At 67.0% G+C, this 16,363-nt stretch carries 15 protein-coding genes and 1 riboswitch; of the genes, 8 read left to right on the forward strand and 7 right to left on the reverse strand.

Going from position 1 to position 16,363, the window contains the following annotated elements; all coding sequences use genetic code 11:
• Position 1: 1 nt before the first annotated feature.
• The 3 genes from Y900_RS06860 to Y900_RS06870 all read right to left on the reverse strand — a co-directional run bounded on the left by Y900_RS06860 (position 2) and on the right by Y900_RS06870 (position 3,216).
• Positions 2–865 carry an ABC transporter substrate-binding protein gene (locus Y900_RS06860; protein WP_036340506.1) on the reverse strand — a complete coding sequence of 288 codons (864 nt, stop codon included), beginning with the start codon at positions 863–865 and terminating at the stop codon, positions 2–4.
• A gap of 129 nt (positions 866–994) precedes the next feature.
• Positions 995–1,669, reverse strand: coding sequence for a TetR/AcrR family transcriptional regulator (locus Y900_RS06865; protein ID WP_036340509.1), 675 nt, complete (start codon positions 1,667–1,669; stop codon positions 995–997).
• Between the two features lie 44 nt (positions 1,670–1,713).
• Positions 1,714–3,216: a gamma-aminobutyraldehyde dehydrogenase gene (locus Y900_RS06870; RefSeq protein WP_051659929.1), complete on the reverse strand. Its 1,503-nt coding sequence runs from the start codon at positions 3,214–3,216 to the stop codon at positions 1,714–1,716.
• A 206-nt stretch (positions 3,217–3,422) separates the two neighbouring features.
• On the opposite strand from Y900_RS06870, the gene Y900_RS06875 reads away from it, so the two are divergent.
• The 4 genes from Y900_RS06875 (at position 3,423) to Y900_RS06890 (ending at position 7,522) form a co-directional block, all read left to right on the forward strand.
• A complete protein-coding gene (locus tag Y900_RS06875; protein ID WP_109751181.1) occupies positions 3,423–3,854 on the forward strand; it encodes an Lrp/AsnC family transcriptional regulator in 432 nt (143 codons plus the stop codon).
• On the forward strand, positions 3,851–5,230 hold the full coding sequence (locus tag Y900_RS06880) for an aspartate aminotransferase family protein (protein ID WP_036340512.1): 1,380 nt from the start codon (positions 3,851–3,853) through the stop codon (positions 5,228–5,230). Before Y900_RS06875 ends, Y900_RS06880 begins: the two co-directional genes overlap by 4 nt.
• Entirely contained in the window at positions 5,227–6,219 is a 993-nt protein-coding gene (locus Y900_RS06885; protein WP_036340515.1) for an SMP-30/gluconolactonase/LRE family protein, read from the forward strand. Before Y900_RS06880 ends, Y900_RS06885 begins: the two co-directional genes overlap by 4 nt.
• Positions 6,220–6,286: 67 nt before the next feature.
• Positions 6,287–7,522: a D-alanyl-D-alanine carboxypeptidase family protein gene (locus Y900_RS06890; RefSeq protein WP_036340517.1), complete on the forward strand. Its 1,236-nt coding sequence runs from the start codon at positions 6,287–6,289 to the stop codon at positions 7,520–7,522.
• A 6-nt stretch (positions 7,523–7,528) separates the two neighbouring features.
• Here Y900_RS06890 and yhjD read toward each other — a convergent pair whose 3' ends face one another.
• Together yhjD and trpS are read right to left on the reverse strand one after the other, a co-directional pair.
• Positions 7,529–8,557 (reverse strand): inner membrane protein YhjD, encoded by a 1,029-nt coding sequence (gene yhjD / locus Y900_RS06895; RefSeq protein ID WP_036340519.1) that lies wholly within the window; start codon positions 8,555–8,557, stop codon positions 7,529–7,531.
• A 19-nt stretch (positions 8,558–8,576) separates the two neighbouring features.
• The gene (trpS, locus tag Y900_RS06900) at positions 8,577–9,593 is read right to left on the reverse strand and encodes a tryptophan--tRNA ligase (protein WP_036340522.1); all 1,017 of its coding nucleotides are present in this window, start codon (positions 9,591–9,593) and stop codon (positions 8,577–8,579) included.
• Between the two features lie 62 nt (positions 9,594–9,655).
• Between trpS and Y900_RS06905 the strand changes: the two genes are divergently transcribed.
• From Y900_RS06905 to Y900_RS06915, 3 genes are all read left to right on the forward strand, one after another.
• Entirely contained in the window at positions 9,656–10,702 is a 1,047-nt protein-coding gene (locus tag Y900_RS06905; RefSeq protein ID WP_420329743.1) for an alpha/beta hydrolase, read from the forward strand.
• Positions 10,702–11,727, forward strand: a complete 1,026-nt coding sequence (locus tag Y900_RS06910) for a PGAP1-like alpha/beta domain-containing protein (protein WP_036340525.1) — start codon at positions 10,702–10,704, stop codon at positions 11,725–11,727. Before Y900_RS06905 ends, Y900_RS06910 begins: the two co-directional genes overlap by 1 nt.
• Before the next feature lie 87 nt (positions 11,728–11,814).
• Complete coding sequence (locus Y900_RS06915; protein ID WP_036340527.1) at positions 11,815–12,045, forward strand: hypothetical protein; 231 nt, start codon at positions 11,815–11,817, stop codon at positions 12,043–12,045.
• 62 nt (positions 12,046–12,107) lie between these two features.
• On the opposite strand, the gene Y900_RS06920 is transcribed toward Y900_RS06915, so the two are convergent.
• The gene (locus Y900_RS06920; protein WP_036340530.1) at positions 12,108–12,911 is read right to left on the reverse strand and encodes an exodeoxyribonuclease III; all 804 of its coding nucleotides are present in this window, start codon (positions 12,909–12,911) and stop codon (positions 12,108–12,110) included.
• A gap of 51 nt (positions 12,912–12,962) precedes the next feature.
• Between Y900_RS06920 and Y900_RS06925 the strand changes: the two genes are divergently transcribed.
• Positions 12,963–13,802, forward strand: coding sequence for an epoxide hydrolase EphH (locus Y900_RS06925; protein WP_036346057.1), 840 nt, complete (start codon positions 12,963–12,965; stop codon positions 13,800–13,802).
• Position 13,803: 1 nt separating this feature from the next.
• Here the strand turns inward: Y900_RS06925 and Y900_RS06930 are convergent, their stop codons facing one another.
• Positions 13,804–16,029 carry an NADP-dependent isocitrate dehydrogenase gene (locus Y900_RS06930; protein WP_036340533.1) on the reverse strand — a complete coding sequence of 742 codons (2,226 nt, stop codon included), beginning with the start codon at positions 16,027–16,029 and terminating at the stop codon, positions 13,804–13,806.
• Positions 16,030–16,206: 177 nt separating this feature from the next.
• Positions 16,207–16,326: riboswitch (SAM riboswitch) on the forward strand.
• Positions 16,327–16,363: the final 37 nt, after the last annotated feature.

The raw sequence follows: 16,363 nt of genomic DNA on the forward strand, positions 1-16,363 counted from the left end.
GTCACTTCTGGATGTCGAGATCGGTCTGGCCCCAATCGGCCAGGATTCTGGCGTACGTGCCGTTGCCCTCGAGCTCGCCGAGCGCCTTGGCGATCGCATCGTGCAGCGCGGCATCGCCTTTCAGCGTGGCGGCACCGATCTTGATGGTTCCGAACGGCTTTCCGGCGGGCTGGATCTGGGCACCGGTCTTGGTCGAGTAGTACCCCAGCGTCTCGGCGGTGTCGAGGTACGCGTCGACCTGACCGTTCTGAACTTGTTGCAGCGCAACATCGGCGTGACTGTTGCGGGTGATGTCGATCTCCGGCTTGCCCGCGGCCGTGCACTTGCCGGACTGGTCGACCACCTGCTCCTCGGCGGTGGTGGCGATCGCCACGATGACCTTCTTGCCGCACATGCTGTCATCCATGCCGGTGATCGCCGCGGGATGCTCCTTGGACACCGCAATCCCGTTGCCGGAGTAGACATATGGCACAAAGTCGACGACCTTCTCCCGCTCCGGCTTGATGTAGAGCTGCGCCATGATCACGTCGCATTGCTCGGCCTGCAGCGTCGGGATCAGCGCGGTGAACGCTGATTCCACGAAGTCCGGTTTGAGGCCCAACTGTCCTGCCAGCGCCTTGGCGAGGTCGACTTCGCTGCCGACCAGCGCGCCGGTCTCGTCGTGGTAAACACTCGGCGGGGTGCCGTCGTTGGCGGCGCACACTTTGAGGGTGCCGGCCTGCAGGATCGCCGGAGGTGCGACTGCAGCCGGGCCGGTCGGCCCGGCGGCGTCCGTGAAGTCCGACGAGCAACCGGTCAGTGCCGCGGCCATGGCCGCGGCGAGCGCGATAGCGGCGCGAGTACGGGTCGAGAAGGGTGTAGGCACGGGAGCCTCCGAAATCTGGTGGACCTGACAGTTCGACCAGCCGTTGTCGATAGCCCGCCAGCAGCGGGATCTATCGAACGATAGGGGACTATCGATTGATAGGCAACAGCTGGCGAAGAGCCGCGTTCGCTATCCTCGCCCGCGCGGAATGGCGGTCAGTCGTGCAGTCGTGGCGGCCTGCAGATCAGGAAGAATCCCGTGGTCGACCAGCAGGGCCCGCAGCACGAAGTCGGCGGCTTCAAGCGGGCGGCGCCCGCGCACCTGCCCGCCGGGTCCCCCTTGTTCGCGCAGCGTCTCGAACAGCACGCCGTTCATCGCGCGCTGGACGAACCCGGGCTCGAAGGCCACGAACTCCCCCGCCTCGCAGCCCCCGGTGACGACCCGCTCCACCAAGTCATGAAAGTCCGCGATACCGGCGCGCTCGTCGGCGAGTTCGGCAAGGCCCAGCACGGCGTCCTGATAGAGCCCGCGCGAATCAAACGGCTGATCCAGCGCCTGGCGCACGTCGCAGGCGATGGTCAGGTGCAGTTTCGCCGCCCAGCTGATGTCCTCTGCCAGGTACTGGCGGATCCGTGCCACCGAGGGTCCGAGGTCCAATTCCACCAGCGACTGGTAGATCGCGTGCTTGGCCTCGAAGTGGTGGAACAGCGAGGGCTGCCGGATCTGCACGGCGTCGGCGATGTCGCGGGTCGACGTACCGAAGAACCCGCGCTGGGCGAAAAGGCTGGCCGCGGCCAGCAGGATGCGACCTTTGGTCGACGTCCAGTCCACCTCGGGAGGCTGCCAGTCTGGCCCGTACTTCACCGCCAGATTGTGTCATCACCGCCGAGGTGGCCGGAACCGGCGGATTACCGCTTCTTGAAAATCGTCCGGTGCCAATCTTTTTCGGCGACACCGGTGATGTCACTCATCACGTGCTTGATGGTCAGGTATTCCTCGAAGGAGTAGTCGCTCATGTCCTTGCCGAACCCGGACGCGCCGACCCCGCCGTGCGGCATCTCGCTGATGATCGGGATGTGATCGTTGATCCACACGCAGCCGGCGTTGATCTCGCGCGAAGCCCGCTGGGCGCGGTAGACGTCGCGGGTCCACGCCGAGGCGGCCAGCCCGTAGTCGGTGTCGTTGGCCTGGCGCAGCGCGTCGTCGTCGCCGTCGTGGGTGCGCACGGTCAGCACCGGACCGAAGATCTCGTCGCGATAGACCTCGCAGGTTTCGGCGACGTCGGCGATCAGCGTCGGCAGGTAGAACGATCCGGGCCGGTCCGGGGCCGCACCGCCGGTGACGATGCGACCGCCCTCGCCCGGCGCCCGGGCCACCATCGCCGCGACCTTGTCGCGGTGGGCCGCCGAGATCAGCGGACCCAGGTCGGTGTCGGGATCCTCCGGATCGCCGACGACCATCGAGCCCATCAGTTCGGCGACCCCGGCCACGAAGTCGTCGTAGAGGTCGCGGGCGACGATCGCGCGGGTCGCCGCCGTGCAGTCCTGCCCGGAGTTGATCAGCGAGCCGGCCACGGCGCCGTTGATCGCGGCGTCCAGATCGGCGTCGTCGAACACCACGAACGGTGCCTTGCCGCCGAGTTCCAGCTGGGTGCGGTGGCCGTGCACGGCCGCCGCGGCCATCACCCGCCGGCCCACCGCGGTCGAGCCGGTGAACGTGACGACGTCGACATCGCGGTGACCGGCCAGGGCCGAGCCGACGTCCGCCCCGGCGCCGGTGATGACGTTGAGCACGCCGTCGGGCAGGCCGGCCTCGGTGGCCAGCCGGGCCAGCGTGAGGGTGGTCAGCGGGGTCAGCTCGGCGGGCTTGATGACCACCGAACAGCCGGCGGCCAACGCGGGCAGCACCTTCCACACCGCCATCTGAAGCGGGTAGTTCCAGGGCGTGATCGTCGCGACCACCCCGACCGCTTCGCGCCGGATGGACGATGTGTGGTCGCCGCTGTACTCCCCGGTGGCCTTGCCTTCGAGGTGGCGGGCGGCTCCGGCGAAGAACGCGATGTTGTCGATGCTGCCCGGCACGTCGAACTCGGTGGCCAGCCGCACCGGTTTGCCGGTTTGACTGACCTCTTCGGCGGCGATCTCCTCGGCGTGGGCATCGACGAGTTCGGCCAGCTTGGCCAATACCGTGGCACGCTCGACGGGGGTGGCCCGCGACCAGCCGCCGAGAGCGGCGCGGGCCGCGGCCACCGCGGTGTCGACGTCGGCGGGCTGGGCGAGCGCCAGCTCCGCGACGACGCTGCCGTCAGCGGGGTTGACGACCTGGTGGAGGCTGCCTCCGGTCACCAGCGGGGCGCCATCGATCCAGCTACCGGGCACAATTCGAGTCTTGTCAGAGGTGAGTGCGGTCACCGCCCCACGGTAACCGACCCGCTCAGCAACTGCTACGCATTCCCGCAGTATGGGCGGGTTATAGCCACCAATTTCATCGATCTTATTGCCTTAAACAACGGATTCCGTGCACAATCATGAGCATGCGTGACTCGGGTGTACCGGCCACTCGGTTTCCCGTCCGCGCCATCGGGGCGGGTGGAAACGGGCCTGTCCAGTTGGACGAGATGTCCAAGGCCATTATCGAGAAACTTCAGCAGGACGGCCGGCGTTCCTACGCCGCGATAGGCAAGGCCGTCGGGCTGTCGGAGGCGGCGGTGCGCCAGCGGGTGCAGCGCCTGGTCGACTCCGGGGTGATGCAGATCGTCGCGGTGACCGATCCTCTGCAGCTGGGATTCAGCAGGCAGGCGATGATCGGCATCCGCTGCACAGGAGATACCACCAAGGTCGCCGAGAAGCTCGCACAGATCGACGCCGTCGACTACGTGGTGCTCACCGCGGGCACCTTCGACGCGATCGCCGAGGTCGTGTGCGAGGACGACGCCGAGCTGCTGGAGCTGCTCAACACCGAGATCCGCGCTGTGCCCGGGGTGACCTCGACAGAAACCTTGGTCTATCTCAAACTCGTTAAACAACAATACAATTGGGGAACACGATGAGTACCACCACGCTCGATCTCACGGCGGAGCTGTCGGCCAAGGCCGACCGCCACCTGTGGGGCCACTTCGCCCGGCACGGTGCGGGGCTGACGCCGCCGATCATCAGCCGCGGCGAGGGCGTGTACATCTACGACAGCCACGGCAAGCGCTACTTCGACGGCCTCTCAGGTCTGTTCGTGGTGCAGGCCGGACACGGCCGCAAGGAGCTTGCCGAGGCCGCCGCCAAGCAGGCCGAGACCCTCGAATTCTTCCCGCTGTGGTCCTACGCCACCCCGCCGGCGATCGAGCTGGCCGACCGGCTGGCGAATTACGCTCCCGGTGACCTGAATCGGGTGTTCTTCACCACCGGCGGCGGTGAAGCCGTCGAGAGCGCCTGGAAACTGGCCAAGCAGTACTTCAAGCTGACCGGCAAACCCGGCAAGTACAAGGTGATCTCGCGGGCCATCGCCTACCACGGCACCCCGCAGGGTGCGCTGGCCATCACCGGCCTGCCCGACTTCAAGAAGCCGTTCGAACCGCTGACGCCCGGCGGTTTCCGGGTGCCCAACACCAACTTCTACCGCGCGCCCGCCCCCTACGACACCGATATCAAGGCGTGGGGGCAGTACTGCGCCGACCGCATCGCCGAGGCCATCGAGTTCGAGGGTCCCGAAACGGTGTGCGCGGTGTTCCTGGAGCCGGTGCAGAATGCCGGCGGTTGCTTCCCACCGCCGCCGGGATACTTCGAACGGGTCCGCGAGATCTGCGACGAGTATGACGTGCTGCTGGTCTCCGACGAGGTGATCTGCGCGTTCGGCCGGATCGGTTCGATGTTCGCCTGTGAGGACATCGGCTACCAGCCCGACATCATCACCTGCGCCAAGGGCATGACCTCGGGCTACTCGCCGATCGGCGCGATGATCGCCAGCGACCGGCTGTTCGAGCCGTTCAACGACGGCAAGACCACCTTCGGGCACGGCTACACCTTCGGTGGGCACCCGGTGTCCTCGGCGGTGGCGCTGGCCAACCTCGACATCTTCGAGCGCGAGGGCATCAACGATCACGTCAAGACCAACGCCCCGATCTTCCGGGCCACGCTGGAGAAGCTGCTCGAGCTGCCGATCGTCGGCGACGTGCGCGGCGAAGGGTTCTTCTACGGCATCGAGCTGGTGAAGGACAAGACCACCCGGGAGACCTTCAACGACGACGAGAGCGAGCGGCTGCTGCGCGGCTTCCTGTCCTCGGCGCTGTTCGAGGCCGGCCTGTACTGCCGCGCCGACGACCGTGGCGACCCAGTCGTGCAACTGGCGCCGCCGCTGATCAGCGGGCCGAAGGAATTCGACGAGATCTACGACATCTTGCACCGGGTGCTCAGCGAGGCCAGCCGCCTGCTGTGACCGGGGCCGCCAAACCCCCGATCGATCCCGTGCGGTGGCAGCCGCCTCCCCAACGGCTGCTGCCACCGCCGGATCTGTCCGGTTCGCTGCGGGTGATCGGCGTTCCGGGGCATGCTCCCGAGGACGTCGTGGTCGACGCCGACGGCACGCTCTGGACCGGAACCGACAACGGTGCGATCGTCCGGATCCGGACAGGCCACGCCCCTGAGGTGGTGGCCAACACCGGCGGCCGACCACTCGGGCTCGCGGTGGCCCGAGACGGGCGGCTGCTGATCTGCGACAGCCACCGTGGATTACTGCGCCTCGATCCGGCCACCGGCTCATTCGAGACCCTGGTGAGCGAGGTGGCCGGACGGCCGTTGACGTTCTGCAGCAATGTCGTCGAATCATCAGACGGCACAATCTTTTTCACCGAGTCGACGTCGCGCTTTCACTACGAGTACTACAAAGGCGCCGTGCTCGAGGCCCGGCCCAGCGGGTCGCTGTACCGCCGGGGCGTCGACGGCACAGTGACGACGCTGGCCAGTGGGCTGCGCTTCGCCAACGGGGTGACGCTGACGGCCGACGAGTCGGCCCTGGTGGTCGCCGAGACGACGGCCTGCCGGGTGTCGAAGTACCCGCTGACGGGTTCGGGGATCGGCGAGCCGGTGCCGCTGATCGAACACCTGCCGGGTTATCCGGACAACATCTCGACCGCCCCCGACGGACGCATCTGGGTCGCGCTGGTCAGCGAACGCAACGCGGTCGGCGAATGGCTGGCTCCGCGCGCGCCTGTGGTGCGCCGACTGCTGTGGCGACTGCCCTACAGCTGGCTGCCCGGCCCCACGGCGGTGGTGTGGGCGATATCCATCGATCTGGGCGGCACGGTGCAGTCGCAGTTGCGAACCGCGGATCCGCGGTTCGCGCTGGCCACCGGGCTCGTGGAGCATGACGGCACACTGTGGCTGGGCTGCATCGGGTCGTCGGCCGTCGCATGTCTCGATTTGTAACACCAACCACTCCTGTCACAGCGCGGCTCCCCGATTTCGGGGCCCCGATCCCCTACTCTGCGACTCGATGGCGAGCTCGAGAATCTTCACGCGGGGTGCTGCCGCGGTGGCCGCGGCGCTGTGCGTCGTCGGCACCTCGGCGACCGCGTGGGCCGACCCGGACCCCAACACCTGCCCCTACCGGGTGACCACCCCGCCGGCCGTCGACTCCTCGGAGGTGCCGCAGGCGGGCGACCCGCCGCAGCCTTTGCCCGTTCCGGCCAAGCCGGTGGGCGGTGACGCGCTGGCGGGCTGCGGCGTGATCGTCGCGGCGGGCACACCGCCGGTCCCCGACGACATCTCGGCCGAATCGTGGGTGGTGGCCGACCTCGACACCGGCGACATCATCGCGGCGCGCGATCCCCATGCCCGGCACCGGCCCGCCAGCATCATCAAGGTGCTGATCGCGATGCAGTCCATGAACGAACTGCCGCTGAACAAGATGGTCGAGGGCACTCAGGACGACGCCAATGCCGAGGGTACCCGGGTCGGCGTGGATGAAGGCGGCAAGTACACCGTCAACGATCTGCTGCACGGCCTGCTGATGCATTCGGGCAACGACGCCGCGCACGCGCTGGCCATGCAGGTCGGTGGCTGGGACACCGCGCTGCAGAAGATCAACACCCTCGCCCGCAAGCTCGGCGGTCAGGACACCCGCGCGGCGACACCGTCCGGTCTGGACGGGCCGGGCATGAGCACGTCGGCCTACGACATCGGGCTGTTCTACCGCTACGCCTGGGAGAACCCGACTTTCGCGAACATCGTCGCCACCGAGAAGTACAACTTCCCCGGCCATCCCGCCAAGCCGGGTGAGGACGGCGATCATCCGGGCTATGAACTGGAGAACGACAACCAGCTGCTCTACAACTACCCGGGCGCGCTCGGCGGCAAGACGGGTTACACCGACGACGCCGGGCAGACGTTCGTGGGCGCCGCCAACCGCGACGGCCGCCGACTGGTGGCGGTGCTGATGCGCGGCACCCGGCAGCCGATCCCGCCGTGGCAGCAGGCCGCGCACCTGCTCGACTACGGCTTCGCCACCCCGCCCGGGACCCGGGTCGGGAACCTGATCGACCCGGATCCGTCGCTGCTGCCGCCCAAGCCGGATGAAGCCGCCGCGGTCAAAGCCAGTGGCACCCAGCTGCTCCCCGAGGCCGACGCGGCGCCGGTGCGGGTCGGCGTCGGGGTGGTCGGCACGCTGGTGGTGTTCGCGCTGATCATGATGGCGCGTGCGATCAACCGCCGCCCCGTGCGCGGACGGTGACAGGCGCTAGTCGCGCCCTCTGCGCCACAGCCGCGAAACACCCAGTGCACCAACCGCACCCACCGCGACCGCGGCGACCGTCTGCCGGGTGCTCAGACCTTCGTCCGGGCCCACCCGCGGCGAGATGACCGCCGGGCCGGGCGCCGGAACCGGGTCGGGGCGCAGGTTGTCCTTCGACGTCGCGGCCCACGCGGTGGCGAACAGCACCAGCCGCGCGGTGATGTAGGCGAACACCATCAGGCCCAGCACCGGCCCGAACGTCGCACCGGCCGGACCGTGCACCACCGACCGCAGATAGATCGACCCGACCAGCTTGAAGATCTCGAACGCCACCGCGGCCATCAGCCCGGCGCGCACACTGCTGCGGAAGCTCACCGACTCCCGCGGCAACCGCGCGATCATCCAGCTGAACAACAGCCACGACACCGCCCACGACATCACCAGCGAGACGACGCGCAGCGCGCCGCCGAGGCCGGCCATGTGCGGCACACCGAACCACTCCAGCACCCTCGTCATCAGCGACGGATCCGCCAGCGCGGTCAGCGCGACGGTCACGATGATCGCGACGAAGACCGACAGCAGCACCGTCAGATCGGACAGCTTGGTGCGCAGGAAGTTCTGTTCCTCGACGCGCTGATCCCACATCTGGCTCAGCGCCTCACGCAGATTCGCGATCCAGCCCAGCCCCGCCCACGCCGCGGTGGCCAGGCCGATCACACCCACCGATGTACGGGAGTTGATCGCCGAGTCGATCAGACCGATCAGCTGCTGGCCGAAGTCGCCGGAAACTGTTGTCCTGATCCGGTTTTCGATGTCGGCGAGCAGGTGCGGCCGGCTGGCCAACACGAAACCGCCCGCTGCGAAGCCGACCATCAGCAGAGGGAACAGCGCGAAGATCGTGAAGTAGGTGATGCCCGCGGCGTAGAAGTCGCCCTTGACCTTCTGATAGCGCGTCCCCGCCCGGATCGTGTGGTCGATCCAGTGATAGCGGGCCCGCAGCCGGTCGAGGCGACCCGGTTCGGCCGGTTCTGACATGCCCAGCCCCTTGTGATGTCTACGAACTCGTCGGCAGAAACCCTAACCGGTCGTATACCCGTGCGATGGTCTTCGCAGACACCTCGCGGGCCCGGTCGGCTCCCTTGGCCAGGATCGCCTGCAGTTCGCCCTGGTCGGCGAGGAGCTCGTGGACGCGCTGCTGCAGCGGGGTGACGTAGGAGACGACGGCGTCGGCGGTGTCCTTTTTCAGGTCGCCGTAGCCGCGGCCAGAGTAACCGGCGACCAAGGTGTCGATGTCGGTGCCGGTGACCGCCGACTGGATCGACAGGAGGTTGGACACCCCGGGCTTGGCGTCGACGTCGTAGCGGATCTCCCGCTCGCTGTCGGTGACGGCCGAGCGGATCTTCTTCGCCGTCACCGTCGGATCGTCGAGCAGGCTGATCAACCCAGCCTCGGTGGCCGCGGACTTGCTCATCTTGGCGGTCGGCTCGGCCAGGTCATAGATCTTGGCGGTGGCCTTGGCGATCATCGGTTCAGGGATGACGAAGGTGTCGGGGAAGCGCGCGTTGAACCGCTGGGCGACGTCACGGGCCAGTTCCAGGTGCTGGCGCTGATCCTCACCGACCGGCACCAGATCGGTGTCGTAGAGCAGCACGTCGGCGGCCATCAGCACCGGATAGGTGAACAGGCCTACCGTCGTCGCCTCCGCGCCCTGCTTCTGCGACTTGTCCTTGAACTGCGTCATTCTCGAGGCCTGGCCGAACCCGGTGAAGCAGCCCAGCGCCCAGGCCAGCTCGGTATGGGCGGGCACGTGGCTCTGCACGAAGATCGTCGCGCGATCCGGGTCGATTCCGAGCGCCAGGTACTGGGCGGCGGTCACCAGGGTGCGGTGGCGCAGCGTGGCGGGGTCCTGCGGCACGGTGATCGCATGCAGGTCCACCACGCAGAAGAACGCGTCGTAGTCGTCCTGCAGCCCGACCCACTGCTTGATCGCGCCGAGGGCATTGCCCAGGTGCAGCGAGTCTGAGGTCGGCTGGACGCCGGAGAAAACGACGCGACGAGATGAGCTGTTCATGGTGCGTCAATCCTGTCACGAGGCGCCGCCCCGACGACCGACTGGCATTAGCATCCTGCTTCGTGGGAGGAAGACTGGCGCTGGCCGCCATGGTGACGATGATCTGCGCGCTGGCCGGGTGCGGCAGCGACCGGGGTGACGAGAAGCGCCCGGCGTCGACGGCGGTGGTGATCGTGTCCGGCGGGGATGCGACGACGCCGTTCACCGGCCCGGAGCAGGCCTGCAAGACCGGGCTGGCCGCCGGCAACACCGACACCGCGCTGCGCGAGTATCTTCTCGGCAAGGGCTACACCGTGTACACCTCCCCCGCGATGGCGGGCCGCGGCCAGGTGGTCGACCAGACGGGATTCGGATCGTTCGGGGTTTGCCCGATCACCTTGCCGGAGAACATGACCGTCGACTCGACGGGCAGCATCGACACCGCGGGCGAACACCTGGCCCGGTTCCTCAACTGGCTGCACACCGACAAGGGCGTCACCGAGGTCGACTTCGTCGGTCATTCGATGGGCGGGCTGTACTCACGCGCCGCGATCCGGGTACTCGCGTCGACGAACTCGCCGCTGAAGGTGCGGTCGCTGACCACTATCGGGACACCGTGGCAGGGTTCCTACCTGTCCGATTTCGCCAACGGGCTGGTCCCGCTGAGCGATTGCAAGGGCGACACCTTCTGCGAGACCTCGATGAAAGGCATGTCCGACGAGGTGAAGCGGCTGATGGCGGGCTCCGGCCGTGAGGTCAATCAAGCGTTTCTGATGGGTAAGAACGGCTGGAACGAATACCAGTCCGGGGTGCTCGACAAGATCCCGGTGGTGCTGATCGGCGGCAAGAAGTTCACAAAGGACGGCCCGGTCAATCCGGCGGTGTGGCCCAATGACGGCATCGTGGCGCTGCAGAGTGCGCTGGCCCGCGACATCGGCGACCCGGTACTGCCGCATCGGCGGTGTTCGACTTTCGACGACACCCACAGCATTTTCGTCTCCAATCTGGCTGGGCTGGAACAGAAGACGGCGCTGACGTGGGACCCGCAGGTACTCGAGATCGTGCACAAGGCCATCGACGACGCACCCAAGGCGCTCGGTCGCCCCAACCGCGAAGGCTGCCCGACCTAGTGCGCCGCATCCTGGCGCTGGCGGCGGCGGTGCTGCTGGCGGGTTGCTCCCCCAGCGGGGGCGACACCCGCCCGCCGGCCCGGGCGGTGGTGCTTGTCTCCGGCCTGGCCAGCACCGCGCCCTACACCGCGCCGGACGCCGCGTGCGCGATAGGTCTGCCCGCCGGCACCGACCACACGTCGTTGCGGGAACACCTTCTGGGGAAGGGATATTCGGTATTCACCGCGCCGGCGATGGTCGGCTCAGGTCAGGTGCACGACACAACCGGCTACGGGGCGTTCGCCTCCTGCCCCGCGCCGCTGCCCGCGTCGATGACCCTGGACAGCACCGGCAGCATCGACCTCGCGGGCGAGCACCTGGCCCGGTTCATCGACTGGCTGCACACCGAGAAACAGATCGACGAGGTGGATCTGGTGGGCCATTCGATGGGCGGATTGTTCGCCCGGGCGGCGATCCGCACCCTGAAGGCCGGGCAGTCAGCGGTGACGGTCCGTTCCTTGACGACAATCGGAACACCCTGGCAGGGATCCTATCTGGCGAACTTCGTCGAGGGCACGGTCACTAGCGGCGACTGTGCAGGCGACCAGTTCTGCGAAAGCCAGATGAATGGCTATGCCAGAGATATCGCGGCCGTTCATGTTTCCGGTTCGGCACGTGAGCTCGGACAGTCGTATCTCATGGGACCCAAGGGCTGGAACACCTTTCAGGCGGGCGTCCTGGACACGGTTCCCGTCACACTGATCGGGGGCGATCGATTCGACCGCGCCGGCGGCCCGCCGGCGGTGTGGCCGAATGACGGGGTGGTGGAGTTGCGCAGCGCACTGGGCCGCGACATCGACGCCGCCGTGTTACCGCACCGGCGGTGCCGCGTCGTCGACGACACCCATAGCGACTACGTGTCGATGATCGCCCAACTGCCCCGCGATACCGCGCTGACCTGGGACCCGCGCGTGCTCGATACGGTGACCGAAGCGATCGCCGGCGCAGCCACCGCACTCGACGGACCCGACCGGCAGGGGTGCTGACGGCGATCCTGTCCCCCGATCGGTGGACACGAAAACGGGCTGGTCAGCCGATCGACCCGAGCGGGTTGAGCGCGAATGATTTGAGTCATGACCACGAACCGCATCAAGGCCCTCATCGCAGCCCCCGCCCTCGCCGCTGCCGTCATCGGTGGTGCCGCCCTCACCTTCGCCGGACCGGCCAACGCGACGACCACGCTGAACGACTACTCCCCATACACCGACAGCTCCTCGACCGGCAACTTCTACGCCCCGACCACCTATGCCACCCCCGCCACGACGTACGTCCCGTGGGGCGCCTGGATCAACGGAAGCTACTAGACCAGCAAGCCCATGGGCCGGTTGCCTCATCCCCCCGAGGCGACCGGCCCATTCTTGTGGGCTCAGGCGAATTCGACGGTCACCGGCGCATGATCGGACCACCGAAGCGCGTAGGCGGCGGGCTTTTCGACCCGCGCCGTCACCGTGCGCGCCGCCAGGCTCTCACTGGCCAGGTGGTAGTCGATGCGCCAGCCCGCATCGTTGTCGAAAGCCTTACCGCGCCACGACCACCAGCTGTACGGCCCGGCGACATCGGGGTGCAGGCGCCGCATCACGTCGACCCAGCCGGCGTCCAGCAGGTCGGTGAGCCACTGCCGCTCGCCGGGCAAGAAGCCTGCCTTCTTGACGTTGGCCTTCCAGGCCTTGATGTCGTTCTCGGTGTGGGCGATGTTCCAGTCGCCGCAGATCACCGCGTCGCGCCCGTCCGCGGTCAGCTCCGCCATCCGCTTGGCCAGCGCGGCCATGAAACGTTCCTTCTCCAGCTGGCGGTCCGTGCCGGCTTCGCCGGTGTGCACGTACACGCTGGCGACCGTCTCGCCGCCGGCCAGATCCGCCTCGACGTATCGGCCGTGTAACTCGAATTCGGTTGCCGCCAAGCCGATCCGGACCGCTGCAAACGGGGTGCGGGACAGGATCGCCACCCCGCTGCGGCCCTTGAGATGCGGGCTGGCCGAGGCCAGATGCCAGCCGTCGGCCACCGCCGGGGCAAGCGCCTCGGCGATCTGCTCGTCGTCGGAGCGGGTCTCCTGAAGGCACACCACGTCGGACGCGGTCTGTGACAGCCAGGCCAGCAGACCGAGGTTCTCGGCCGAACGCTGCCGCACCGCGGCGCGGACGCCGTTGACATTGATGGTGGTCACGATCACGGGAGAGAACCTATCTTGCGGTACCGGCGGTATCACCTTTACGGTCTGGTTGTGGCGACCCGCGAATCAATCCACCTAGGTGCCGGCGAACCGATCCTTCTCCTGCACCCGTTCATGATGTCCTCCTACGTCTGGTCCGAGGTTGCGCCCCGGCTGGCCGATACCGGCCGCTTCGAGGTGTTCGCACCGTCGATGGCCGGTCACAACGGTGGCCCGCGCAGCCGGTCGTTGATCCTGGATTCCTCCACCCTCGCCGACCACGTCGAGCGCCAGCTCGACGAGATGGGCTGGGACACCGCCCACGTCGTCGGCAACTCGCTGGGCGGCTGGGTGGCCTTCGAACTCGAACGACGTGGCCGGGCCAGGACGCTGACCGGGATCGCCCCGGCCGGCGGCTGGCACCGCTGGTCACCGGTGAAATACGAGATCGTCGGCAAGTTCGTCGCCGGTCTGCCGGTGTGGGTGACCGCCCGACTGCTGGGCGAGCGCGCGCTGCGGCTACCCGGCGTCAAAGCCGCCGCCACAGTGCCGATCAGCGCCACCCCGCGGGGCGTCACCGAAGTGCAGCTGCAGGAGATCCTCGACGACGTCACCCACTGCCCGGCCTACTACCAGCTGCTGATCAAGGCGTTGCTGATGCCGGGACTGATGGAGCTGACCGAACTGTCGGTCCCGACGCACCTGGTGGTCTGCGAACGTGACCGGGTGCTGCCACATCCCCGGTTCACCAAGCACTTCCACAAGAACATCCCGGAGATCACCAAGGTGACCCACCTCGACGGCGTCGGGCACATCCCGATGTTCGAGGCGCCGGACCGCGTCACGAACCTGATCACCGAGTGGGTCGACGCCCACATGCCGCCGGTGCGGCAGGTCAATCCCGCGGGATGAGCTAGCTGAGCGCCTCGTTGAAGGTCTTGCTCGGCCGCATCACCGAGGCGGTCTTCTCCCGGTCCGGGTAGTAGTAGCCGCCGATATCAACGGCCTGCCCCTGCACCTCGGCCAGTTCGGCGACGATGGCGTCTTCGTTCTCGGCGAGGGTCGTGGCGAGCGGCGCGAAATGCTCGGCCAGATCCTTGTCCTCGGTCTGCTCGGCCAGTGCCTGCGCCCAGTACAGCGCGAGGTAGAACTGGCTACCGCGGTTGTCCAGCTCGCCTGCCTTGCGCGACGGATTCTTGTTGGCGTCCAACAACTTTCCGACCGCCGTGTCCAGCGTGGTCGCCAGCACCTTGGCTTTGGCGTTGTCGGTCTTGTTGCCAAGATCCTCCAGGCTGGCGCCGATCGCCAGGAACTCGCCGAGCGAATCCCAGCGCAGGTGGTTCTCCTCGACCAGCTGGCTGACGTGCTTGGGGGCCGACCCACCGGCACCGGTCTCGTACAGCCCGCCGCCGGCCATCAACGGCACGATCGACAGCATTTTGGCGCTGGTGCCCAGCTCCAGGATCGGGAACAGGTCGGTGAGGTAGTCGCGCAGGATGTTGCCGGTGGCGGCGATGGTGTCCTGGCCGCGGATCACCCGCTCGAGGGTGTACCGCATGGCCCACACCTGCGGCAGGATGGTGATGTCGAGGCCCTCGGTGTCCTCCTCCTTGAGGTAGGCCTTCACCTTCTTGCGCAGCTCGTTCTCGTGCGGGCGTTCGTCGTCGAGCCAGAACACCGTCGTCATGCCGGACAGCCGGGCCCGGTTGACGGCCAGCTTGACCCAGTCCCGGATGGGCGCGTCCTTCACGATCGGCATGCGCCAGATGTCGCCCTCTTCGACGTCCCAGGACAGCAGCACCTCGCCGGTGTCGACGTCGACGATGTCGGCGACGCCGTCGACCGGGATCTCGAAGGTCTTGTCGTGGCTGCCGTACTCCTCGGCCTTCTGCGCCATCAGACCGACGTTGGGAACTGTGCCCATCGTGGTCGGATCGAACTGACCGTGGGTCTTACAGAAGTTGATCATCTCCTGGTACATCCGGGAGAACGTCGACTCCGGGTTGACGGCCTTGGTGTCCTTGGTGCGGCCATCGGCGCCGTACATCTTGCCGCCGAGCCGGATCATGGCGGGCATCGAGGCGTCGACGATCACGTCGGACGGCGAGTGGAAGTTCGAGATGCCCTTGGCCGAGTCGACCATCGCCAGCTCCGGGCGGTGCTCATGGCACTTGTGCAGGTCTTCGATGATCTCTTCGCGCTGCGAGGCCGGCAGCGATTCGATCTTGTCGTAGAGGTCGGAGAGCCCATTGTTGACGTTGACGCCGAGCTCGTCGAACAGCTTGCCGTGCTTGGCGAAAGCGTCCTTGTAGAAGACCTTCACCGCGTGGCCGAACACAATCGGGTGCGAGACCTTCATCATGGTGGCCTTGACGTGCAGCGAGAACATCACGCCCGTTTTGTAGGCGTCCTCGATCTCCTTCTCGTAGAAGTCGATCAGCGCCTTCTTGCTCATGAACATGCTGTCGATGACGTCGCCGTTGTCGAGCTTCACCTCGGGCTTGAGCACGATCGGGTCGCCAGTCTTGGGCGTCAGCACCATCTTCACGGTGCGGTCCTTGTCCAGCGTCATCGACTTCTCACCGTGGTAGAAGTCGCCGGTCTTCATGGTCGCCACGTGGGTACGGGACGCCTGCGACCACTGACCCATGCTGTGCGGGTGCTTCTTGGCGTATTCCTTGACTGCCTTGGGCGCGCGACGGTCTGAGTTACCTTCGCGCAGAACCGGATTCACCGCGCTCCCGAGGATCTTGCCGTAGCGCTGGCGGATCTCTTTTTCCTCGTCGGTCTTCGGATCGCCCGGAAAGTCGGGAAGGTCGTAGCCCTTGGACTTGAGTTCCTTGATGGCGGCGATCAGCTGCGGTACCGAAGCGCTGATGTTGGGCAGCTTGATGATGTTGGCGCTCGGGTCCTGGGTCAGCTCGCCGAGTTCGGCCAGGTTGTCGGGCACCTTCTGCTCGTCGGTCAGCCGGTCGCTGAACTCGGCGAGGATGCGCGCGGCCACCGAGATGTCGCTGGTCTTGACGTCGATGCCGGCCGCCTCGACGAACGTGCGCAACACCGGCAGGAACGCATACGTCGCCAGCAGCGGCGCCTCATCAGTCAGCGTGTAGATGATGGTCGGGTTCTCGGCGCTCATTGCTGTTGTCTCCCGGGCGGTCAGTCAGGTGCGGTGGCGGCTATCAGTATCGCGTCGCTTCTGAACCTACGTGACCGCCGTCGTCGTATCTGTTGAGAGGTCTGCGTCACAGTCGTACCCAGCGGCGCCCGATATCCCGCTGGCCTCCTGTTACGAAGGTCCGCTATGCTTTGACTCGGTCATGAGCGCCAGCGTCAAGCCCCGGCTCGCTGGCCGGCAACCCTCCAACCGCGGTGGGGTGCTCCGGGTGAAGACCAGGTTGAGCAGCTGCAGGTAGCTGCACGGCAAGCGCGGGTCCGCTCAGAACGGACCCCCAGAACAGATGGAGGTCCGT

The sequence above is a fragment of the Mycolicibacterium aromaticivorans JS19b1 = JCM 16368 genome, assembly GCF_000559085.1.
In the GTDB taxonomy this organism is placed as follows: domain Bacteria; phylum Actinomycetota; class Actinomycetes; order Mycobacteriales; family Mycobacteriaceae; genus Mycobacterium; species Mycobacterium aromaticivorans.